We start from the raw sequence: 21,009 nt of genomic DNA, 5'->3' as shown, positions 1-21,009 counted from the left end.
CGTTGATGAAAAAAACTCGTCGCAAAGCCCCAAAACCTCGGATAATTAATCGAGATGGAGGTTTCAACGTCGTACGTATAGGTGCATCCAACTACCGTTGGCGTGACCCGTATCATTTGCTACTCACTCTTTGCTGGTATAAAACTCTAGCAGTTATCAGTTTTGGGTATATACTTGCCAACGCCCTGTTTGCCTTGGGATATCTTGCAGGAGGGGATGGTATTGAAAATGCGCGTCCGGGTAATTTTCTTGACGCCTTTTTTTTCAGTGTCCAGACTATGGCATCTATTGGATATGGGGCGATGTATCCCAAAACAGCCTATGCCAATATCTTAGTTACCATTGAATCGCTGTTAGGGCTTATAGGATTGGCAATGGCAACTGGGCTAATGTTTGCCCGGTTTTCTATTCCCAAAGCGCGAGTTATGTTTAGCCGTGTAGCGGTCATTACTCCTTATAACGATGTGCCAACTCTCATGTTTCGGGTCGCCAATGAACGCCAAAACTGGATTTTAGAAGCACAAGTCCGGGTCAGCTTGGCACGCAGCGAAATTACTAAAGAAGGTGATGTGATGCGTCGATTTTATGATATGTCACTACTTCGCAGTCAGTCACCACTTTTTGCCCTGACCTGGGCAGTGATGCACCCAATTGACGAAAGTAGTCCTTTGTATGGAACCACACCAGAGGCGATGCTTGAAGATGATATGGAAGTCGTGGTCACTCTGACTGGGCTTGATGAAATAGTAAACCAGACTATCCATGCCCGTCACTCGTACATCACTGAGGAAATTTGTTGGAATATGCGATTTGTGGATATTGTATCGAAGACGCGGGATGGCAGGCGCAGTATTGACTACTCCCGATTTCATGATGTCATGCCACTACAAAATTAAGCAGCCGACGACATCAAAATCAATAAGCAGTCAATAGTAAGAATTTTGACTATTAATTACGGATGGGGACAAAACCAGCCTTTTCAATGAACTGCTGCCCTTCTTTAGACAGCAACAGATTGGCATATGCCACTCCAGCATCCTCGTCAATAGAGCCGTCTTGGCGAATCACCACAAACAGACGCCTAGTCAGGGGGTATGTGCCATCTCGTAATGCTACAGCGTTAACCCGCTTGCCACCCTCTGTGAAGGGTGGCACATAGTTTTTAGTGTTGGCAGCAGCCACAGCTAGAGGGCGGATTGACTGCTGATTAAGAATAGCTCCAGTAGAGCCGATGCCAATCGCACCTGGAATTGAGGAGACTTTACGAACACCATCGGTGTAATCGCGCATGAATTGTACCTTGGAACTGAGTTTGCCAATTTCTGGACCGAGAAGGATGTTGAGTGCGGCACCAAACTTGGGGTTGAAAGCAAGAGGTGTGATGGGCAAGTCCGGTCCTCGCACCTGTTTCCAGTTGGTGATTTTGCCCTTATAGAACCCATTTGAGATCTTTGAGGTGAAGAAGTAAAATCGGCACAAACAGTGGAATAGAATCAGGTCAGGGCGAAAAATGGGATATTCAAGCGACGTGACAGACTTGGAATGGGAAATTATNGAGCCGTTATTGCCGACCAAGAAGAAAACAAGACCTCCTGTGTGGACAAAGAGGCAAATATTGAACGGGATATTTTATCAACTTAAGAATGGTTGCAACTGGGCAGACTTACCCAGAGATTTGCCGCCCTATTCTACTGTGTTCTGGCATTACAAGCAGTGGTGTGAAGATGGCATCCTGGACTCAATTATGGCTAATTTACATCAGGGAGTGCGTGAACAAGTAAAAAAAAACCACACTGGACAACCCTGATCCTGATTGATTCACAAGCGGTCAAAAATACTTGTAATGCCAGTGTTGAGTCGAAAGGGTTTTGTTTTTACAAAGCAACCAACGGGATTAAAAGACATCTAGCAGTGGATATATTGGGTTTCCCTTTCTTCACTCACTGCACCACCGCCAACGTATCTGATGACCAGGGGTTGATTGAAATGCTCTCACAAAATATCGATTATTTCCAATCTAAACCACTGGAATTGCCCAAAACAACTATCTTGGTAGATCATGGCTATCATCCTGAAAAAATTATCCCGGCCTTAGAGCAAATTTATCCCCAGATCATGACCAAAATCCAATTTGAACTCTCTGCCAAGCCATCAAAAGCTGAAAAGCAAGCCAAAGGACAATCCGGATTTGTTCCGGTGGCTGCTAGATGGGTGATAGAGAGATCCAATGCTTGGGTAGAGCGATGTAAAAGTTTAGTCAAAAACTTTGACCGCACACTCGCTCGTGCCAATGCCAAGCTCAAACTTTGTTTTATCCGATTGATGCTCAAACGATTAGCTGCTAGCTAGCAAAAAGATCTCAAATGGGTTCTATATATATCCTGAATTTGGTCAACAGCAAGTCCCGGGATAGACAAATCTTTATGGGTAAACAACAGGAAGCCGTCGATAGCCACTGGCACTTGCTGTAGCGCAAAACCGCGTTCTTTTGCCTTGTTGTAGTGAACATCCTCAAGGGGCTTAGAGGACTGGGCAAAGCTCAGTTCACCATCAAGCAGCATGGTGATCCCAGTATTTTGACCAGGGTTGTTGTTGGTGGGTTCGGTGAAACGCAGCTGAAACTTCGGGTGAGCCTGGGTGATAGCCTTGTGTGTGCCGTGAGCAGTCAGAGCTGAGAAGACGACGGAACCACCGTAATTGAAGACTCCTTCCGGCACGTTTGGGACTTCCTTCATTGAATTATAAAGTCGCCTGTCCGAGGAATTGTTGTCGAGGGTGTTGCTGAGAGTGTTGGGGGTTGTTACCAATTGAACTTGCTGCCAGAAATAGTAAATTCCCACACCAGTAAGTAGTAACACTAGACCTAGTACATTAAGCCAAAGCACATGAGAATTAGCTCTGGTAACCTGCTCTCTGATAGGTTTAGAAGGAACAACAAGGAGCTTGCCGCACTTCTGACAGTGTGTAGCCCCAACAGGATTTGCATCGTAGGCACACCAGCCACAGATTATGGTTCCCTTAGCATTTGATTCGTTAGTATTCATCCAATTTCTCAAAGGAGTATGTTCTAGGTTGCAGTTTTGCTACAGTAGATACCCCTTTTGCCAACTCTTGAGAATGGGCTTTTGTGTTTAACACCCGCTCTAAGATTTTTTCGACTAGCGCTGCAAACATAGCATTACCACGCTGCCGAGGACGAGCAAGGGCAACGGCCAAATCCATCGCTACCTTACCTCCTTCTATCAGGATAATTCTATCAGCTAGAGTGACGGCTTCTTCCACATCATGAGTAATCAATACTACACTAAATTGCTGTTGTTGCCAGATATTTTCTATAAGCCGCTGCATCTCAATCCGAGTTAGGGCATCCAATGCCCCCAAAGGCTCATCTAATAAAAGCAAACGCGGTTCACTCACCAATGCTCTCGCCAGTGCGACCCGCTGTCGTTGCCCTCCAGAAAGCACAGCAGGCCATTCAAAAGCACGTTCTGCAAGTCCTACTTGTTCTAATGCCCAATATGCCCTTTGTCGCCAGTTTAGCTTCAGTCCCAATCCTACATTTTCTATGACCCGCTTCCACATTAAAAGTCGGGCATCCTGAAACATTACCCGTGTTTGTGGATTGAGCTTATGCAATGGCTTTCCATCTAGTAATATGCTGCCACTACATGGAATTTCCAATCCTGCTAACAGCCGCAATAGTGTACTTTTACCGCAGCCACTGCGCCCAACGATCACCACAAATTCGCCCCTAGCTATTTCTAAATCCAGTTTCTGCAATACATGAATATTCCCAAAGCTTTTGCTCAGACCTAAAATCTTCAGGTCTATTCCTATACGCCCTAATTTCATGGTAAAAATCTCCTAAAAAGTTCGGGCTACATTTGCTGGTAACTGGGATGCCAAGCGAGCCATTTCTTTTCTAAAAATCTGGCAGACATATCTGCTAACTTTCCAAGCATTGCGTATAGGATAATACTCAACACGACCACATCAGTTTGCATGAATTCACGAGCATTCATCGCCATGTAACCAATGCCAGAGTCATAGGAAATTGTTTCGGCAACGATGAGAGTCAGCCACATCACTCCCAAAGCATAACGCACGCCAATCAAAATTGAAGGCATAGCACCAGGCAGAATGATTTGCCAGAACAAAGACCAAGCGTTCAGTCCATAGACTTTTCCCATCTCAATTAATCCTAGGTCAACGGTTCGGATGCCATGAAACGTGTTTATGTAGATGGGAAACAATACGCCTAAGGCAACCAAAAATATCCTCCCTTCTTCTCCAACGCCAAACCACAAGATAACCAAAGGAATCATGGCTAAATGCGGAATATTACGCAACATTTGAATAGAGGTATCTAACAGATTTTCAGCTAAGGGAATGATGCCATTTACCAATCCCAAAACAAAAGCAATACTACCGCCTATTGAAAAGCCAAGAACTGCCCGCTTTGCACTAATACCCAAGTGATAAAATAGTTCTCCCGTCCTAGCAAGACGAATTCCAGCTAACAAAACATCGACAGGAGCAGGCAATACTCTTGCAGATATCCAACCAAATTGCACGACTATTTGCCAAATCAAAAGTAACAGAATAGGTACGCCCCAAGGTGCTAATCTATGGAGGTATTGGTTAAGAATTTTTCTTTTCATGACCAATCTTTTTTAACTGCCATTTATTGCTGTTTTGGAAAGTTTTCAAAGCCGATAAGTTCGCCAACAGGGCTGAACATTTGTGCTTCATTTGTGTGATTTAATTTTTGGAGTGGCAAGCGCGGAAATAGTAACTCAGCGACTCGATAGGCTTCTTCTAAGTGGGGATAGCCGGAAAGAATAAAGGTGTCAATTCCTAGTTCCGCATACTCCAGTATTCTGGCAACGACGGTATCGGGATCTCCTACCAAAGCTGTCCCTGCACCACCCCGCACTAGCCCGACTCCCGTCCACAAATTCGGGCTGATTTCTAGTGCCTCTCGATTGCCATTGTGCAGTTGCGTCATGCGGCGCTGTCCTTGGGAGTCCATCCTAGCAAAGATTTTTTGTGCATTGGCGATCGCCTCGTTATTAACATATTTAATCAGTTCATTTGCCGCTTCCCAAGCTTGTGTTGCAGTTTCTCGAACAATGACGTGCAGGCGAATACCGAAGCGGAGACTTCTACCCTGTTCTGCTGCCAATTTACGCACAGATGCAATTTTTTCTGCCACTTGTTGCGGAGGTTCTCCCCAAGTCATATAGACATCAACATGTTTAGCAGCAATCTGTTGTGCAATAGGTGACGAACCGCCAAACCATAAGGGAGGATGCGGCTTTTGTACCGGAGGAAACAGTAGTTTACCACCCTTGATTTGCAGATATTTACCGCTAAAGTTGACTTCACAACCACCTGCAATTTCTTTCCAAACTGTCAAAAACTCGTCGGTTAATTCATAACGCGCATCATGAGAAAGATGCACTCCATCTCCTGCTAATTCCACCGGATCGCCACCCGTCACAACGTGAACCTGCAAGCGCCCATTAGATAAGCGGTCAAACGTTGCAGCCATCCGTGCAGCCATCCCAGGAGACATCAATCCAGGACGAATTGCAACGAGAAAACGTATTTGTCGGGTCACAGCAATTAAAGATGAAGCCAATATCCAGGCATCTTCACAAGAACGTCCAGTGGGTAACAAAGCCCCAGTAAATCCCAAATTATCTACTGCTTGAGCTATTTGCTGAAAGTAAACAAAGTTGCATTCGCGTCCTCCAATTGCTGTTGCTAAATAGCGACCATCTCCATGTGTTGGGATAAACCAAAGCAATTCCATTTAGCTGTCTGCTCCTCAAAACTTGTTCAAAATTGACCAGTTTTGATGTAGAAGAGACGTAGTATGCTACGTCTCTACATCCGTTTTAACTATCCGAACAATCAGAAACTTTAATCTTTTTTAAGCGAATACGAGCTATGTGGTCAGAGGTTTTAATGACTAGCGAAAATGTCGGAAAGACAGACTTTTGAAAGATAGGTCTACTGTTTAGGTTTCCAAATAGCATCTGCTACTTTGATTTGTTTAGGTATCAACTTCTGACCTAAGAATGTATCAGCAACCTTTTGTTGCTCTGCGATGACTTCTTCGTTGACAGGTTCCACATCGTAACGTTTCCGCCTGCTTTCTGCTAACTCCAACGAAGCAACATCAATGCCCATTTGCGGTGATAGGAATTCAGCAACTTTCCGGGGATTTTTCTTCGCCCAATCCCCTACCTTGTCGATTGAATCGAGAACTTGTTTGACAAGCTCGGGATTTTTGTTGGCAAACTCGCGCGATGTCACATAAAATTCCCTCCATGATGCTAGACCCTTACTATCTCTTAAGATTCGCGCTCCTCCACTCCGTTGAGCTGCTGCCAAAAATGGGTCCCAAATTGCCCAGGCATCAATCTTACCTTGTTCAAAGACAGCACGGGCATCCGCCGGAGAAAGATAAGCAGGCTGAATGTCAGTGTATTGTAATCCCGCAGAAGCCAGAGCTTGCACCAACATAAAATGGGCACTCGAACCTTTAGTGAAGCCAACTTTTTTACCTTTGAGGTCGGCTAGAGTCTGAATTGGAGAATCGTTCCGGACTAAAATACCCAAACCTTCTGGACTCGCTGAGGAGTTGCCAACATACACCAGTGGGACACCAGCTGACTGAGCAAATACTGGTGGTCCTTCCCCTACAGTCCCGAAATCGATACTACCTGCATTTAAGGCTTCCATGATGGGAGGACCTGCGGGAAATTCTGCCCACTTGACAGTAACCCCAGAAGAGGAAAGTTCTTTTTCTAGAGTGCCTTGTTGCTTCACCAAAGCTAGAACCGCAGATTTTTGAAAGCCAAGCCGCACAACTTTAACAGCTGCTGACGAGGTATTTGCTATCGGTTGGGCAGTAGAACTTTGAGTAGAACTTTGAACGTTATTGGAAGTGCAACCAGAAAATCCTAAACTTAGGCACAAGCCAACAGTAAATAGGAGTGCAAAAAATTTAACTGAGTTCTGCTTCAGTACCCTGATGCATTGGCTCAAAAAACTTGTGATATTTGAGAGAGGTTTTAAGAGAATAAAAAGATTCATGTTTTAACTCAAACCCTGGTGAAATTGAGGTGTTTGCAATGCAGAAGTCACAGCCTGCGATGCAACTTATACCCTACTCCTTTCCCGTTTTAAGAATTTACGAATAGTAGAACCAAAGAGGATACATACCATCAAAGTTACTCTTTAGCACAAAAGTACTTCTGGAGTTGTCTCGATGGTATTGCTTGGTTGGAAAGGAGTAACAACCAACAGTGTTATTCTTACCATGAAAATATTAAAGATTAATCTCTTCTCAAAGATTCTCAAAGAAATATTGGTAATTTATTGCCTTGGCGAGTGACACATGAGTTATTCGGCAATACTTTAACATAAAGCCTGAGATTGATAAAAGTGCAACGAGTTGCGTATCTGCTAACTCTTTGAAAGGAAAAGTATCATAGCTAACTACAATTTTCGGTACTTCGGTAAAGATTATATTTATTTTAATTTGTCAGTCTTGAATGATGGCATCACTTGTCCGCATTGCCAGCATTACACTAGAGATATTCATTAAAAAGACTTATAGTAGTTAGAGACTTACTTATATTGTGCTGAGACCTGTATTTAAAAGTACCACGACAATAATTTAGCTGTGACAGCCATGGAAAATACACTATAAGAAAATCTAGATTTTCTCGACCTAAATGACACTTTTAGTTAAGGGTTATTTGTGACAATTCCATGCGCGTAGAGACGTTGAGTGCAACATCTCTAATAAGCAATTACGCCTACAAAGCATCTTGTTTGAAACGTATTAATGCTTAACCCGCTTGCCGGAAAATTTGTATCCTTATAGATCAATACCGTTCAGTTAAAGTTATTGGTTTGAATTTCTGGTGTGTAGAGACGCTTCAAGTGCAACGTCTCTATATCTGAACTCTAAACCGTCTTGCTTTATATAGGGATTCTCGTTTGAATGAAGTACAAATTTATCTGTGTCCATCTGTGGTTCATTATTTCTTTGTGTACTTCACCCAATTGCAAACCGCTATAGATTGTCAAAATTTCAAGATGAGATAAATTGCGCTAAAATTACTCCCAAAGCAGTAACCAATGGCACTCAATATATTTTCCAAGGCAGATGTTGCTATTTATCCAGCCCTTTATATTCAGATGTTGTGAACCCGTCATAGGAGATAACAGTATTATGGGTTGGTTAAAAAGACTTTTTGGAATGGAAAAACCCCAAAATGCAGAAGTCAATCCTGCTCCACAGCCAGTAGAACAAGCTCAACAAACTGCTGCTCCTACTGCTGCAACTCAACAAATTGCTCCAGAGCGTATGGGATTGAATGGCGAATATGACCAGAGTGGTTTGGCAAAGCGGGTTGCACTGGCATTCGACCAAGACTCACAATTAGATGATGTGGATACCCTCTGGGTAGCTCAAACCGGCGGTACTGTTGTGTTAAAGGGCAAAGTTCCTAGCCAAGACATTCTCAATAAGATGGTTTCTGTAGCGCGTTCAGTTAATGGTGCTACTGGGGTTGACACAGACCAAGTGACGATTGGGTAGGCACTTTAGAATATGAGGTGGGCAATGCCCACCCTGCACACTACTGCTAGAACGCTTGGGGAGCAACACTGTGCTTGGTTTCACCAAAATTTTTGTTAATCCAATCTAAAATCACCAAATTGACTACATCTGGGCACTCATCATGGGGACAATGTCCCACATCTTCTAGACTATGCAGATGCAAATTCTCGTTGTACTGAGCAAATTGACTAGCAAGTCTTGGAGGAACAAACTTGTCCTTTTGCCCCCATATCAAAAGCATGGGAATAGTCAAGGTTGGTAATACTGTTTTGACATTTGGACCAAAGTTCGCAGCCATTGTGGCTCGGAAAAGGGCGATAAAAGCACGGGCAGAACCACGATCTTGGGTAGGTCCAGCTATAATTTCCACTAACTCATCTGTTACAGCTTCTGGATTGGCGTAAGCAATTCCAGCCCAACGACGCAACACCCCAGGCCGACGCACAACGCTAAATACAGCTTTGAGAATAAATCCAGAAGCAACAACAGATTTAATTCTCGCCACAACAGGTCGCAACCAAACAGGGAGAGCTTCCTGCTCCAACGATGGATCTGGCAAACTCATCATCACCACGCCCTGCACCATGTCGGGATGGGTAGCAGCGGCAGCCATAGCAATCAATGAACCAATAGAATTGCCCACTAACACCACAGGTTTACGGATAAATGCTTTCCAAAAAGCGTAGACCTGTTCCACCCAAAGCTCTACACTATAATTTGCTGAGGCTTTTTCAGAACCTCCAAAACCCAGCATATCAAGGGCGTAAACTGTGTGGTGTTCGCCCAGGACCTCTAGATTGTGTCGCCAATGACCAATAGATGCACCGAACCCGTGTAGCAGAATTAGAGGAGTCGTCTTTTGGTGATTTTGAGCAGGGCGAATGTATGTGTAGCGAGTTTGCCACCCTCGCCAAACCCAGTCTCTTTGATTGCCAACCCGTTGCTGCCAATGCACTGCACTATCCTCGCTTTCCTCCAATTTATCGTAGACAAGAACTTTTGATTTGAATTTCTTCGTTAATCCCAACTCCTTCGGGCTAAATCTGTGCAGAGTTGTTACTCTAGTTTGCCTACAGAAAATAGTTTCTAAATATATTCTAGGTTAAGTACATTTTCACTTTTTTATTTTAAGAGTTAATACTGATAAAAATCATCAGAAAAAGTTATTAAAATTACATTTATGTCAACAGAAGAATTGTATTTTTTTAATTTTCTAGCTCGGGAAATTTACTGAAAGGCAAAAACGTCAATGGTTTTACGAAAACTGTTACAATGATTAAAGATTGCTACTATTGTGTAATTTAGATTAACGATTGGACAGAAATCCTTTCAAAGTGAGTAGAATGGCAGATACAACGACGACGATGAAACTGCTCTATGGATTAGTTACCCTAGAAGTGTAGGTTCCTTTTGTAGTCTTCAGTTATTTTAGTATTTTGCCTCTAAGGCATACCACAAATAACCAAGCCAGTTTCTTAACAAACAGCCTCCCAAAAATCATAATGTCTCTGATTGAAAAAAAAAGAAATCGCGACCTGCCCCAAATTAACGAGAGAATTCGCTTCCCGAAGATTCGGGTTATTGATACCGATGGTTCCCAGTTGGGAATCCTGTCACCACAGGAAGCAATACAACTAGCCGAGGAAAAAGAGCTTGATTTAGTGCTGCTCAGTGACAAGGCTGACCCACCGGTTTGTCGGATTATGGACTATGGGAAATACAAGTTTGAGCAAGAGAAGAAGGCACGAGAAGCTCGCAAAAAGCAGCATACTGCTGATGTCAAAGAAGTGAAGATGCGTTACAAGATTGAAGAACACGACTATAACGTACGAGTCAAACAAGCAGAGCGTTTTCTCAAAGATGGCGATAAAGTCAAAGCAACTGTGATGTTCCGGGGTCGAGAAATCCAGCATAGCGACATGGCAGAAGTATTGCTCAAGCGAATGGCAACCGATTTAGAGTCAGTTGGTGAAGTCCAGCAAGCCCCTAAAAAAGAGGGACGAAACATGATGATGCTTATTTCACCTAAGAAGTAATTAAGCAATAAGCAGGCAAGGCAGAAAAGACAAGGCGACAAGGAAGAAATTGCTCCCTGCTCTCCCCCCCTCTTTAAAACAGCCCTTGCAACAGAAAATAAGCTAATTTCATGAAGAAGCGATAGTCTTGAGTGCTGAGTGGGAAACATAATACTCAGATACTCAGGACTTTTGCTTTTGCTAGGAAACTGTAGCGACTGCTACCAGTGTTTTAATAACGGTTTTCAGTTGAATGCATGACAGTTGGAGATTTTCTTGTGGGAACAGGTGTCCTCACCTGTGCCTTGAATTCAGGGCGGGCAGGATAGCCTACCCCACAAGAACTCTATTTAATACAACTGAGAATCGCTATAAATAGCAATGCTGATTTTGGAGAACTGAGGAACTATTTGTCCTTGTGCTTACCCTCCAAGGGGTAACTACTCCAGAAAGTAAAATGCATGGAACCCAAAAATCACTGGATTGCTCCAAACACAGATGCCCTATCACGACTCCTACAGTGGGTAAATCTTCGACCAGAGGAGAGCGATCGCACCTGGTTAATGTTCGCTTTTTATACCACGACATCAATAGGATTACGATGGTCTGAGGACAGTACGGTAGCTTTGTTTTTACGTGAATATGGGGCTAAATTCCTGCCTGGGATTTATATTGCCAGTGCGATAAATGGCACTCTGTTAGTCTTTTTTTACTCTTGGTTGCAAAAGATTTTCCCCTTGCGTCGGGTTATAGTGGCGATCGCGCCTTGTATGTTTGTGCCACTCGTTTTATTGAGTTGGGCAATGCAATCACACTTAGCCGTAATTAGCATATTTCTACTACGGCTATGGGTAGATGTCTTTTATGTTGTCAACGACCTCAACACCTCGATTGCAGCCAATCAACTCTTCAACATTAGAGAGATTAAACGCACCTACCCACTTGTGAGCAGTGGCATTTTGGTGGCTGATGTCATCAGCGGCTTTAGTTTACCTGTACTACTCATATTTGTAGGACTGGATCATGTCATTATGCCAGTTGCTAGTGTGTTCATTGCATTGGGGGCTTTCATTCTCTGGCATTTAAGTAAAAACTATCAACAAGTTTTTCCCGATGTCCCACAAGGCGAGATTCCAGAAGCACGGCAAGGACGCCATCTTTCTGGTCCACTTAAGCGTTATGCCTTGCTGCTGTTTTGCTTTTTTGCTCTACTGCACGTCATTGGCGTGTTAATAGATTTTCAGTATCTTAACCAATTGGAATCAACTTTTCAGGGTAAAGACATCGCAAGCTTCTTAGGTATATTGGGTGGCATTACGGGAATATGCGAACTGCTCATGCAGTTATTTGTCTCTAGCAGAATACTTGAACGTTTCGGAGTGTTTGTCGGCGCTGCAACTTTACCAGTCAGTGTATGCATTTTGACGCCACTGGCAATTCCTGTGCTAAATTTGTTTTCCTTGAGCGAATCACAAAAACTTTTATGGGGTCTGGTGATTCTCAAGTTTCTAGACGAACTTCTACGCTACACCTTAGTGACCAGTAGCGGACCACTGCTATTCCAACCCATTCCAGATAAAATTCGCAGCTACGTGCAAACACTGTCAGGAGGTATTGCAGAAGCGTTGGCTACAGGGATGGGAGGCGTGATCATATTGGTCACTCTTTGGCTTTCAACGCGGCTTGCACCCGCACAGATACAAAACTCAGTGTTGCTCGTAGAAACTATTATCGTTGGATTGGTTTGCGTAGGTGTTGTTTTGGTCATGCGATCGCGCTACGTTGACCTGTTAGTCTTAAGTGCAGGACGGGGTCAACTGAGTAGCACAGATGTGGATTTGCCTGCATTCAAGCAGGCGGTTGTCAAAGCTTTAGGAGAACAAGGCACTGAGGCAGATAAACGCTCTTGCATTGAACTTTTATCTCAAATTGACCCTAAAGGAGCAGGAGATGTTTTAGCACCCTTGCTAGTCAAGCTTCCCTCTTCTTTGCAGAAGCCGAGTTTAGAGGTCATGCTTGCACGCGGTGCTAATCCAACTTATCTACCTGAAATCCGTGCTTTGTTGAATGCGCCTCAAGAAATCGTTACCCCAGAAGTTTTTGCCCTCGCCCTACGTTACGTTTGGCTTGCAGTGCCACATCCTAATGTACACCAACTAGAAGACTACCTGAAAGACCAACAAAACTCACCGATTCGAGCTACTGCTGCTGTCCTACTGTTGCGTTATGGAACGTCAATGCAAAAGATAGCAGCTGCTAAAACTTTGCGGCGAATGCTCACTCATAAACAAGAACATTTACGAGTCAATGCAGTCAGAGCATTGTCAGAAGCACTTTATTTACAGGAACTGCGGATTTATATACCGAATTTGTTGCAGGATGAGTCCTTAGGGGTGCGCTGTGCAGTTTTGGAAATGATTGCAGCAACTCATTTAGAGGAATACTATTCAGCACTGCTAGGAGGGCTTTACTACAAGTCAACCCGAAATACAGCAATGCGTGCCTTAGTAAAACTGGAGAATGAAGCCCTACCGATGCTCGTGAAACTCGCTACCAATGTTTACAAACCCGAAGTAGTACGAATGTATGCTTTGCGTACCATAGGTCAAATTCCCACCCTAGAAGCAATAGATGCTTTATGGCTACATTTGGAAACATCTGAGGGTAAGACCAGGTATCATATCCTCCGGACCTTAATTAAAAGATATCAACAAGAAGGAATTGTGTGCTTGGTGGATCGGTTACTTGAAAGTAGGGTGAAAACGTTAATTGAAAAGGAAGTGCGCTTTTTGGGAGAGATTTACGCCACATACATAGATTTCAACACTCAAGATGATGCAGAAAACTATCACTCAAGTCAGAGATTTAACACTGTCTGTGAACTCCTGCAACGCGCACTCCTGGAATTAGAAACCGATGTCAAAGAGCGATTATTGCTATTACTAGAGCTACTGTACTCATCAGAAAAAATTAAAGCAGCAGCATTTAATCTCCGTTCTGAATCAACGAAAAACTTAGCACGGGGATTAGAAATATTAGAACATACCGTAAATTTACAGACCAAATCTATATTGCTGCATATTTTAGATAGGCGATCGCCCCAAGAAAAACTGCAAAAACTAGCAGAAAAAGGGATAGTGGAATATCAACAAATGGCAGTAAGCGCGCGCCTCCGAAGTTTGGTAACGCTTAAGAATTCACTTTCCGATTGGTGTTTAGCTTGCTGTTTTCATTTTGCTCAAGTTGCTCGCATTCGGCTAACAAGCGAGCAAGTTTTATCTAGTCTGCGCCATCCCACAGGCTTTGTCAGGGAAGCAGTCATCGCGTACCTAAGCGTGGTTTCACATCGCGTCCTCCTCGAACTCCTACCCCAACTCCAAAATGACCCACACCCTCTTGTTGCTGCTCAAATTACCAACTTTATGCTAACAAGCGTTGACCGTTTATTATTTATTAAGCAAGTGCCTATTTTTAAAGAGTTACGGGATGACTTTATCGTTCGACTGGCTTCAGTGATGGATGAACTTTCGTTTCCAGCAAATGACACCATTTTTAGACAAGGAGATCAGGGGCGATCGCTTTACATTGTTGTCTCAGGTCGAGTCAAAGTTGATATTGACAATCAACAGTTAGTCGTGTTTTCTAAAGGAGAATCTTTCGGAGAAATGGCGGTGTTTGATGCCCAACCACATTCTACTTCAGCAACAACCTTAGAACGCTGTGAATGTTTGGAATTGACGCAAGAGCAACTCTACGACGCGATTGAGGAAACTCCTGAAATTGCTGTGAATATTATTGGCGCGCTATCCCGTCGCATTCGGGAGCTAAACGAAAAAATAAATGCGATTGGGTCAAACAATTAGCTGCTCATTCAACCTAGTTTAACGGAATAAAACCTACTCGTTGGACAACCTGTTGACCACCAGAAGATACGGCAAAGTCAATAAATTGTTTAGCGGCTGGACTCGTTTTACGCGGCGCAACTAAATAAACCACTCGACTAATGGGATAAGTACTATTTTTAATTGCAGTTTTATCAGTAGGAGAAATCCCATTTATAGGGACAATACGAACAGTTGTTTGGTTTTCTATCTGGGAAACTGTGCTGTAACTGATACCGTTATCACCCAAGGCACGTAATATCGAAGTTGTTTCATCTTTCTTGATTGTGGTGAAATTGGCGCTATCAGGTGCGAAAGGCTCTCCTAACAGGACCACTTCCTGAAAGAATGTATGTGTACCACTATCTGGAGAGCGGTTAATTACTTTAATAGGCAGGTTTGGACCTCCTACCTGTGACCAATTGGTGATTTTTCCCTGAAAAACCCCCTTCAACTGTTCTATGGTCAATTCACCTTTGTACGGGTTGTTGACGCCTACTGCTACAGCTAAAGCATCTCGAGCAATTGGAACTCCCACAAGCCCAGCCTGTGCCTCCTCAGGCTTTAGAGGACGTGAACTGGCTGCCATCAATACTCTGCCGTCCCGCAAGTTTTGAATTCCTTTGTTGGTACCATTGGGACTACCAGATGGTAAGCCATAAGTTGTGGGTAACGAAGGATTCACCGGATTAAAGGCAATTTGAAGCTGCTTCATCAGAGCCACTATTGTGACGCTACCATCTATCGTCAGCACATTTGGATTAGGCAAGCTAGTATCTAAGCTTGATGTGTCAAAAGCTTGACCCGCGTTGGGTTGGGAGGTGGAAGCTTGCTCAGAACTCTGTTGTTCGGAAGAATTCTGGGCAGAGGGTTGAGTTTGTTGGTTGGAGCCAAAAGGCAAGCTATTACGAAAGTACCACAGACCAAACCCTAAAAGTCCTAGAGTAAGGAGCAGAGATAGCACCAAGGTGAGTGTTTCTCGATTGTTGCTTCTATTAGCCATGTGGAATGTTAGTTATTGGGACTTTGCAATTTGGGCGAGTGCAAACATTGTCTGCCGTCCAGCCTCCTAAGTTTGGTCGTCACCGTAAAACAAGTATTCCCTAGAACGCTGCTGTAAGTACTTTAGCTCAGAAAGAAGAGCAGCTTTGATTGCTTGAAACATTGCTGAAAATGGCTCCTGTGGCAACGCCACAAATCTGAGCCAAGAAGGAATTCATTGTTCCTATACTATCGTGAGTTTACTTAAAATGCCTAGAACACCAATTCAGTATTCAGACTTGGAGCTAAAAAACCCGTTTTTTTGTAGAGACGCGCCATGGCGCGTCTCTACAGCCAACGAAAAATTAATCTTTTCTCTGTAGCGTCACCGCATAAAAAAAGCCCGCTGATCGCGGGCGAAACAAAAAGGGATTTATGAGCTGAATTGAATATGGACTGTTAGCTGGTTAAATTGTCTTGATGCTGACCTCCGAACTGTAATAATTTAAATGAACGTAGTTATAACTACCGGACTCCAACTGTGACCATTTGAGGATTTTTGTTCCAGGAGTTGCCTACGGGCACAGCAGTAGATTGTGCAACTGGCTTGTGCTTAACGATATCGTAAACCGCTTCCAGTGCTGACTCAATGGAACCTTGTAACCAAGCTGGGAAGCGAGAGCAGTGTTCACCAGCAAAAAACAGAGTGTTTTGGGGTCTTTGCGCTTTGAGGTAACTGCTAGAGCCATCTGTCGAATCCCAGTGAATTGTGCATCCGCCAGCACACCACTTGTAGTTACCCCAAGCAATGGATGCTTTGTCCACGATCACACCAGGTGCATTCAGTTCGGGATGCATCTTACTTACAGTGTTTTGGACGTAATCAAAGCGCTCTTGTTCAGACATCATCCCCATGCGTTGGGCATCATCACCGATGGTGTAGCTCGCCAACATCACGCTACCGCTATTGGGGTTGAACTTCACGCTTGGGTAGTATGTTTGACGCACACCTTCACCACTGAAGGAAGCACCACCTTTGATACCATCCTTTTCCCAGAAAGACTCGCGAGTGTGAAAGGCAACTTTCGTTCCGGGACAGTAAACAGTGTTGTGAATCGAATCAAGTTTATCATCATCAAAGCCGCTCAATTCCAACTTGCGTAATACACTGAAGGGAATTGTGCATAGTACGTAGTCGCATATCTTGGTGTGCAACTGACCATTTTCCTTGTAGGTGATTTGGACGTGGTCTTTTTGCACACGCAGGGCGACGATTTCTTGGTTACACTTGATAGGACCTTTGATTGATGCTGCCAAACGTTGGATGAGTTGATCCATCCCACCTTTGAGTTGCAACAAGTCATGGCTGGTTTCTGTCATGATGTCGCCGAGGAAAATATCCAACCCTTGAGAGCACTTTGCGCGGAAGCTTGGGTTTTGTGTCAGGAATGAGTGTAAGTCAATCGTTTCGCCGTCTTCGCTGAAGTAAGGGTTTAAATCTAAGCGCTCTAACTCATCCATCAAGTGAGAGTTCAAGTCGCGTTCAAAATCAGAACGGAGATTACCAGGAGCGATAGTATTAATAATAGTTTTGAGCCAAGCAGCAAAGGCGCGAGTTCTTTCACTGTAGCGAGTGTCACTGAGGATACCACCTTCTGTTTGTTGCAATACACGGGGTGCGTCTTTCATCTGCAGCACTTGTCCGTTGATGTTCATCATTGCGTTGCTTTCCTCAAACACTGTCATAAACTTGCACAGTTTGTCAGACAGTCCCATTTCATGCACATAATGCAGAGTCATTTCATGGTCGCTTGGGATACGCATTGCTCCCAGCTCCGCGTAAGGTGCATCTGGGGAGTTACCGAAGCGGTGTGTCCATACCCGTCCACCAATGCGTGGGCTACCTTCCATAATTTCGACTTCATGTCCCAGGCGTTCGAGTTCATATGCTGCTACTAAACCTGCGATACCTGCGCCCAGTATGGTGATCCGCTTGCCTTTTTGAAAGTTTACCAGTTGGAATTGCTCAAGTAAAATTTTGGTGTCCATTGTTTCAGCTTCCCTTTTTCGTTTGTGTGGCGGCAGTCGTTTCAACCGCCTCTGTTACTTCATAAGGGGGACTAAAAATTTTTATGCAGGGTCGTCATGACAGTCTTGACGAAAAAATATCCAATTTAGACGCGTATTAGCTTATTGCAGTTAACTAAGAACCGCGAAAATGGTTTAAGTAAGCTTTCTGCTGCTGATACATTTCAAGTACGTTCAATCTCGCAGCAGAGATTAGTTCGCCAACTGGGAATTGTGTCAGATGAGCAAATGCAGAACATCAGCAAAGCCTTAGCGATTGTCTTATGCATTAATTAATTTGTTTGTCAATAGATAATGCGATGCTGCTTTAGGAGCCGCAGTCATGCGATGACGCGGAGCGATCACCCTTGGCGCTCGCCTGGAGATAATTTTTCGAGAATAATGTCACGCTTCCAAGCGATCACAGTCTGTAGACTTTAAGTAAATTTAAATACACAACAACTCTCTAAAAATCGCTGGGGAATTTCCCGACTCTCTCCCCAGTGTTGGTGAATATAAGAAGCGTGTAGAGACGGAAGCAAACTCCATCCTTCATATCCTGTGGATTTCTCGCAATCGTAGCGATAACTTTGAAACAAGGGTGGATTGGGAGTTGAGATTAAACGGGAACGGTGAAACTCATGTCCGTAGACAGTTGCACCTGCGCGTACTACCAAACTATCTTGTAAAGCAACTGCTCGACGATACCCTAAGGTAAGACGCCCACCCATCTCGGCTATTGTGGGTAACACGCCTACCATTGACCAAGATTTCCCCTCAAAATCGACTATTTGCTCGCACAGATACATTAATCCCCCACACTCAGCTATGGTGGGCATTCCAGAGAGGATTGCTGTTTTTACTGTATTGCGAGCATTGGCGTTTTCTGCTAGTTGTTGAGCAAAGACTTCTGGAAAACCACCGCCAAAATACAATCCTTGCACATCCTCTGGTAATCCAGCATCTTCTAGAGGACTCCAGAAAACCAGTTCTGCACCCAACTGTTGCAGTAAATCAAGATTGTCTTGGTAGTAAAAATTGAAAGCGCGATCGCGGGCAATAGCGATTCTTACCTCTCTCCCCTTAGCAAGAGGAGGGATAAGGGGTGGGGTTTTCCCAGAAACCTGCAACAGTGGTAATAAGCGTTCCCAGTCAAAGCAAGTATTGCCCAAATGGGCAAGTCGGTCAATGACAGCACGCAGTTGGGGGAGTTCTGCTGTTGGTACTAAACCCAAATGGCGATCAGGAATTGTAATGTTATCCTCACGTCGCAGCACGCCAAGAATCGGTAATTGGAGGGGTTCTAGGGCATCTTTGAGAAGAGATAGATGGCGATCGCTACCCACGCGATTGAGTACCACCCCAGCAATTTTCACTCTCTTGTCCAACGAGCAATAACCGTGGGCGATCGCAGCCACAGAACCAGACAACCGACTGCAATCGATCACCAACACGACAGGTAAATCGAGTAGCCGCGCTATATGAGCCGTACTACCAAAAGAGAGGGGGATGGGGGGATAGGATGATGGGGAGACAAGGGGAATTCTTTTTGTTCCCTCCTCTGCTTGTGCCCTCTCCCCAACTCCATCAAACAGACCCATCACCCCTTCTATTAGGGCAGATTCACACAGTTGGGCGTGATATCTAAAACATTGCTCTACGTAGGCTTCTGATGTAAGTACCGTATCTAAATTGCGACAAGCACGACCCGTAACGTGCTGATGAAACATCGGGTCAATGTAGTCCGGACCAACCTTGAAAGATTGTACTTGTAAACCTCGCTGATACAAAGAAGCCAAAAGGGCGAGCGTAACAGTCGTTTTGCCCACCCCACTACGTTCTCCTGCAATGACTAAAGCCATAAATTTCTCGTAAGGAGTTAAGAGTCAAAACTCCTAACTCCATAATCTTACTTCTTAAGTCCTAATTTGAGAATTTGGGTTGTGACACCAAGGCTTTCTTCAAAAAGTGCCTCGTGACCCCAGCGTTGCACCTGCTGACTCACCAAAGCTTCTGCCTTTTGCTCAGAAAGTGAACTCACCTGTTGAAACACACCTGTAGACTGGGCACCACCTTGTGTTTCCATCCGCATACAACCACCAGTTTCTGAACAGATAAGGGTACCGCAGTTGGCTTGCACATTGGTGGAACTTAGGCGCAAGGCAATCAAGTCCCCAGCAACTTCACCTACATCACCAACTGGAACTCCTGCTAACTCGGCTTGTATTTGCCGTTGGTCATGTGCTACGAAGTGAATTTGCGTGATGTCGTAATCTTCGCTTTCTTTTTGATAAGAAACCGGACGCCATTGCAACCGACTCGCTAGCCAACCCAAAAACATCAGCGCTTGCACAGGGTTGCCTTTTTCGTAATCAATGTTTACTTTATCAACTTCTGTCAGAGCAGCACGACGCTGGGGTGGGTCGTAAGCTTCCGCTGTTAACTCCTGCCATCCGGAAAGACGACGCCAGTTCAGGTCTGCTAGAGGTACACCAGCTTCTACCAACTCTTGCAGGCTCAGCAAATCAGTTTCTGGCTTGTTAAAGTTGCAGGAATCTACAATAACGTTGTTGCAGACTGCCGACAGTCGTTTGAATAAGGCGTTGTTGGGGTCTGGCGTTGCCTTCCACCAGAGAAACTTTGGCAAGCCACCAATTAGCAATGCTGGAATCATGCCACCTATGCGTTCCAAAGCAGCAGCGGTTCCTGTTAGAGTAATGTATTCGCAGCAGATTAGTGTACTTGAAGATTGCTTTTGGATTGGGCAGTAGGCAGAGACTTGAGCTTTTACCCCTACGTCTTCACCAGTTATGGGAAACAGGGCAATGATGCGGCAGGGGTTACGGCTAGCAATTTCATCAGCAATTCGGGGGCTGGTGGCTTCTGGAGCATAGGACACACCACCAGAACCGTTGTCTCCTGTTGCCCCATTGCTGTGACGTTTGGCAACTTCTTCTCGCAGTCGGGTGAGCATTTCCGGAGTTGCCTTCCCCGTCCGATCTAGTCCAAAAGCTTTTTGCGCTTCCCGTAGTGCTGCTACGGTTTGCGGTCCTAAAATCCCATCAATTGGACCGTTGTAAAATCCCAAAGCAGCCAACAGTTGCTGGGTTTCTTCTGGTTCATACACTACCAGGGTAAAAGTCGTGGCGCGAGTAGCCGCAGGCAGGGCACCATCTTCACCGGCCATGCCATAACTTTGCCAAATTTGGCTCAGTTCCGCTTCAATTTCTGAGAGCGAAACATCCTTCGGGGCTTGAATTGAAAAAATAGTAGGAGCTTGGGTAGTCATAGCAAATTTTGGATTGTTAGTTGTTAGTTGTTTAGTTGTTAGTTGTTAGTTGTTAGTTGTTTAGTAGTTAGTTGTTAGTTGTTCCACTACCCACTAACCACTATCTACTAACCACTACCCACTAACCACTAA

Annotated in this window: 18 protein-coding genes; 7 read left to right on the top strand and 11 right to left on the bottom strand. The window is 44.4% G+C overall.

The genetic code is table 11. The features are described from left to right. Positions 1–5: 5 nt before the first annotated feature. Entirely contained in the window at positions 6–896 is an 891-nt protein-coding gene (locus MAS10914_RS0103640) for an ion channel (RefSeq protein WP_017314542.1), read from the top strand. A gap of 52 nt (positions 897–948) precedes the next feature. On the opposite strand, the gene MAS10914_RS29525 is transcribed toward MAS10914_RS0103640, so the two are convergent. Continuing rightward, the gene (locus MAS10914_RS29525; RefSeq protein WP_071599793.1) at positions 949–1,479 is read right to left on the bottom strand and encodes a PstS family phosphate ABC transporter substrate-binding protein; all 531 of its coding nucleotides are present in this window, start codon (positions 1,477–1,479) and stop codon (positions 949–951) included. 31 nt (positions 1,480–1,510) lie between these two features. On the opposite strand from MAS10914_RS29525, the gene MAS10914_RS0103630 reads away from it, so the two are divergent. Together MAS10914_RS0103630 and MAS10914_RS0103625 are read left to right on the top strand one after the other, a co-directional pair. Continuing rightward, positions 1,511–1,807, top strand: coding sequence for a transposase (locus tag MAS10914_RS0103630; RefSeq protein WP_017314541.1), 297 nt, complete (start codon positions 1,511–1,513; stop codon positions 1,805–1,807). Beyond that, on the top strand, positions 1,804–2,349 hold the full coding sequence (locus MAS10914_RS0103625) for a transposase (RefSeq protein ID WP_026082314.1): 546 nt from the start codon (positions 1,804–1,806) through the stop codon (positions 2,347–2,349). Before MAS10914_RS0103630 ends, MAS10914_RS0103625 begins: the two co-directional genes overlap by 4 nt. Here MAS10914_RS0103625 and MAS10914_RS29520 read toward each other — a convergent pair. The 5 genes from MAS10914_RS29520 to MAS10914_RS0103600 all read right to left on the bottom strand — a co-directional run bounded on the left by MAS10914_RS29520 (position 2,346) and on the right by MAS10914_RS0103600 (position 7,107). Then, positions 2,346–3,044, bottom strand: coding sequence for a substrate-binding domain-containing protein (locus MAS10914_RS29520; protein WP_051151110.1), 699 nt, complete (start codon positions 3,042–3,044; stop codon positions 2,346–2,348). The genes MAS10914_RS0103625 and MAS10914_RS29520 overlap by 4 nt on opposite strands. Next, complete coding sequence (locus MAS10914_RS0103615) at positions 3,034–3,852, bottom strand: ATP-binding cassette domain-containing protein (RefSeq protein ID WP_017314539.1); 819 nt, start codon at positions 3,850–3,852, stop codon at positions 3,034–3,036. The genes MAS10914_RS29520 and MAS10914_RS0103615 overlap by 11 nt, the downstream gene beginning before the upstream one ends. Before the next feature lie 26 nt (positions 3,853–3,878). After that, complete coding sequence (gene ssuC / locus MAS10914_RS0103610) at positions 3,879–4,661, bottom strand: aliphatic sulfonate ABC transporter permease SsuC (RefSeq protein WP_017314538.1); 783 nt, start codon at positions 4,659–4,661, stop codon at positions 3,879–3,881. A 23-nt stretch (positions 4,662–4,684) separates the two neighbouring features. Further along, positions 4,685–5,818 carry an FMNH2-dependent alkanesulfonate monooxygenase gene (ssuD, locus tag MAS10914_RS0103605; RefSeq protein WP_017314537.1) on the bottom strand — a complete coding sequence of 378 codons (1,134 nt, stop codon included), beginning with the start codon at positions 5,816–5,818 and terminating at the stop codon, positions 4,685–4,687. A 200-nt stretch (positions 5,819–6,018) separates the two neighbouring features. Next, entirely contained in the window at positions 6,019–7,107 is a 1,089-nt protein-coding gene (locus MAS10914_RS0103600; RefSeq protein ID WP_017314536.1) for a sulfonate ABC transporter substrate-binding protein, read from the bottom strand. A gap of 1,147 nt (positions 7,108–8,254) precedes the next feature. Between MAS10914_RS0103600 and MAS10914_RS0103590 the strand changes: the two genes are divergently transcribed. Then, positions 8,255–8,623 carry a BON domain-containing protein gene (locus MAS10914_RS0103590; RefSeq protein WP_017314534.1) on the top strand — a complete coding sequence of 123 codons (369 nt, stop codon included), beginning with the start codon at positions 8,255–8,257 and terminating at the stop codon, positions 8,621–8,623. A gap of 46 nt (positions 8,624–8,669) precedes the next feature. Here MAS10914_RS0103590 and MAS10914_RS0103585 read toward each other — a convergent pair whose 3' ends face one another. Continuing rightward, the gene (locus MAS10914_RS0103585) at positions 8,670–9,623 is read right to left on the bottom strand and encodes an alpha/beta fold hydrolase (protein WP_017314533.1); all 954 of its coding nucleotides are present in this window, start codon (positions 9,621–9,623) and stop codon (positions 8,670–8,672) included. A 523-nt stretch (positions 9,624–10,146) separates the two neighbouring features. On the opposite strand from MAS10914_RS0103585, the gene infC reads away from it, so the two are divergent. Then, positions 10,147–10,680 carry a translation initiation factor IF-3 gene (gene infC / locus MAS10914_RS0103580; protein ID WP_017314532.1) on the top strand — a complete coding sequence of 178 codons (534 nt, stop codon included), beginning with the start codon at positions 10,147–10,149 and terminating at the stop codon, positions 10,678–10,680. A gap of 3,401 nt (positions 10,681–14,081) precedes the next feature. Further along, positions 14,082–14,522, top strand: coding sequence for a Crp/Fnr family transcriptional regulator (locus MAS10914_RS36370; RefSeq protein ID WP_084786439.1), 441 nt, complete (start codon positions 14,082–14,084; stop codon positions 14,520–14,522). 13 nt (positions 14,523–14,535) lie between these two features. Here the strand turns inward: MAS10914_RS36370 and MAS10914_RS0103570 are convergent, their stop codons facing one another. Together MAS10914_RS0103570 and MAS10914_RS0103565 are read right to left on the bottom strand one after the other, a co-directional pair. Further along, entirely contained in the window at positions 14,536–15,543 is a 1,008-nt protein-coding gene (locus tag MAS10914_RS0103570) for a phosphate ABC transporter substrate-binding protein (RefSeq protein WP_017314530.1), read from the bottom strand. 503 nt (positions 15,544–16,046) lie between these two features. Further along, a complete protein-coding gene (locus MAS10914_RS0103565) occupies positions 16,047–17,570 on the bottom strand; it encodes a flavin monoamine oxidase family protein (RefSeq protein WP_017314528.1) in 1,524 nt (507 codons plus the stop codon). A gap of 144 nt (positions 17,571–17,714) precedes the next feature. Here MAS10914_RS0103565 and MAS10914_RS36575 point away from each other — a divergent pair, with 144 nt between their 5' ends. Then, on the top strand, positions 17,715–17,885 hold the full coding sequence (locus MAS10914_RS36575; RefSeq protein WP_198014958.1) for a type II toxin-antitoxin system PemK/MazF family toxin: 171 nt from the start codon (positions 17,715–17,717) through the stop codon (positions 17,883–17,885). 140 nt (positions 17,886–18,025) lie between these two features. Here MAS10914_RS36575 and MAS10914_RS0103560 read toward each other — a convergent pair whose 3' ends face one another. Further along, positions 18,026–19,450, bottom strand: a complete 1,425-nt coding sequence (locus MAS10914_RS0103560; protein ID WP_017314527.1) for a cobyrinate a,c-diamide synthase — start codon at positions 19,448–19,450, stop codon at positions 18,026–18,028. A 47-nt stretch (positions 19,451–19,497) separates the two neighbouring features. After that, positions 19,498–20,877, bottom strand: a complete 1,380-nt coding sequence (gene opcA, locus MAS10914_RS0103555) for a glucose-6-phosphate dehydrogenase assembly protein OpcA (RefSeq protein WP_017314526.1) — start codon at positions 20,875–20,877, stop codon at positions 19,498–19,500. Between the last annotated feature and the right edge of the window lie 132 nt (positions 20,878–21,009).

Origin of the sequence: Mastigocladopsis repens PCC 10914, assembly GCF_000315565.1 — a bacterium.
Lineage (GTDB): Bacteria > Cyanobacteriota > Cyanobacteriia > Cyanobacteriales > Nostocaceae > Mastigocladopsis > Mastigocladopsis repens.
Note: the sequence above shows the minus strand (reverse complement) of the source record. Positions and strands in the feature narration are given on the sequence as shown.

What these genes read in the sequence shown, in the direction of transcription:
- MAS10914_RS36370 (WP_084786439.1), top strand. Translation starts at nt 14,082, where the DNA reads ATGCTAACAAGCGTTGACCGTTTATTATTTATTAAGCAAGTGCCTATT.
- MAS10914_RS0103640 (WP_017314542.1), top strand. Translation starts at nt 6, where the DNA reads ATGAAAAAAACTCGTCGCAAAGCCCCAAAACCTCGGATAATTAATCGA.
- MAS10914_RS0103565 (WP_017314528.1), bottom strand. Translation starts at nt 17,570, where the DNA reads ATGGACACCAAAATTTTACTTGAGCAATTCCAACTGGTAAACTTTCAA.
- MAS10914_RS0103615 (WP_017314539.1), bottom strand. Translation starts at nt 3,852, where the DNA reads ATGAAATTAGGGCGTATAGGAATAGACCTGAAGATTTTAGGTCTGAGC.
- MAS10914_RS0103560 (WP_017314527.1), bottom strand. Translation starts at nt 19,450, where the DNA reads ATGGCTTTAGTCATTGCAGGAGAACGTAGTGGGGTGGGCAAAACGACT.
- infC (WP_017314532.1), top strand. Translation starts at nt 10,147, where the DNA reads ATGTCTCTGATTGAAAAAAAAAGAAATCGCGACCTGCCCCAAATTAAC.
- MAS10914_RS0103590 (WP_017314534.1), top strand. Translation starts at nt 8,255, where the DNA reads ATGGGTTGGTTAAAAAGACTTTTTGGAATGGAAAAACCCCAAAATGCA.
- opcA (WP_017314526.1), bottom strand. Translation starts at nt 20,877, where the DNA reads ATGACTACCCAAGCTCCTACTATTTTTTCAATTCAAGCCCCGAAGGAT.
- MAS10914_RS0103600 (WP_017314536.1), bottom strand. Translation starts at nt 7,107, where the DNA reads ATGAATCTTTTTATTCTCTTAAAACCTCTCTCAAATATCACAAGTTTT.
- MAS10914_RS0103570 (WP_017314530.1), bottom strand. Translation starts at nt 15,543, where the DNA reads ATGGCTAATAGAAGCAACAATCGAGAAACACTCACCTTGGTGCTATCT.
- ssuD (WP_017314537.1), bottom strand. Translation starts at nt 5,818, where the DNA reads ATGGAATTGCTTTGGTTTATCCCAACACATGGAGATGGTCGCTATTTA.
- MAS10914_RS29520 (WP_051151110.1), bottom strand. Translation starts at nt 3,044, where the DNA reads ATGAATACTAACGAATCAAATGCTAAGGGAACCATAATCTGTGGCTGG.
- ssuC (WP_017314538.1), bottom strand. Translation starts at nt 4,661, where the DNA reads ATGAAAAGAAAAATTCTTAACCAATACCTCCATAGATTAGCACCTTGG.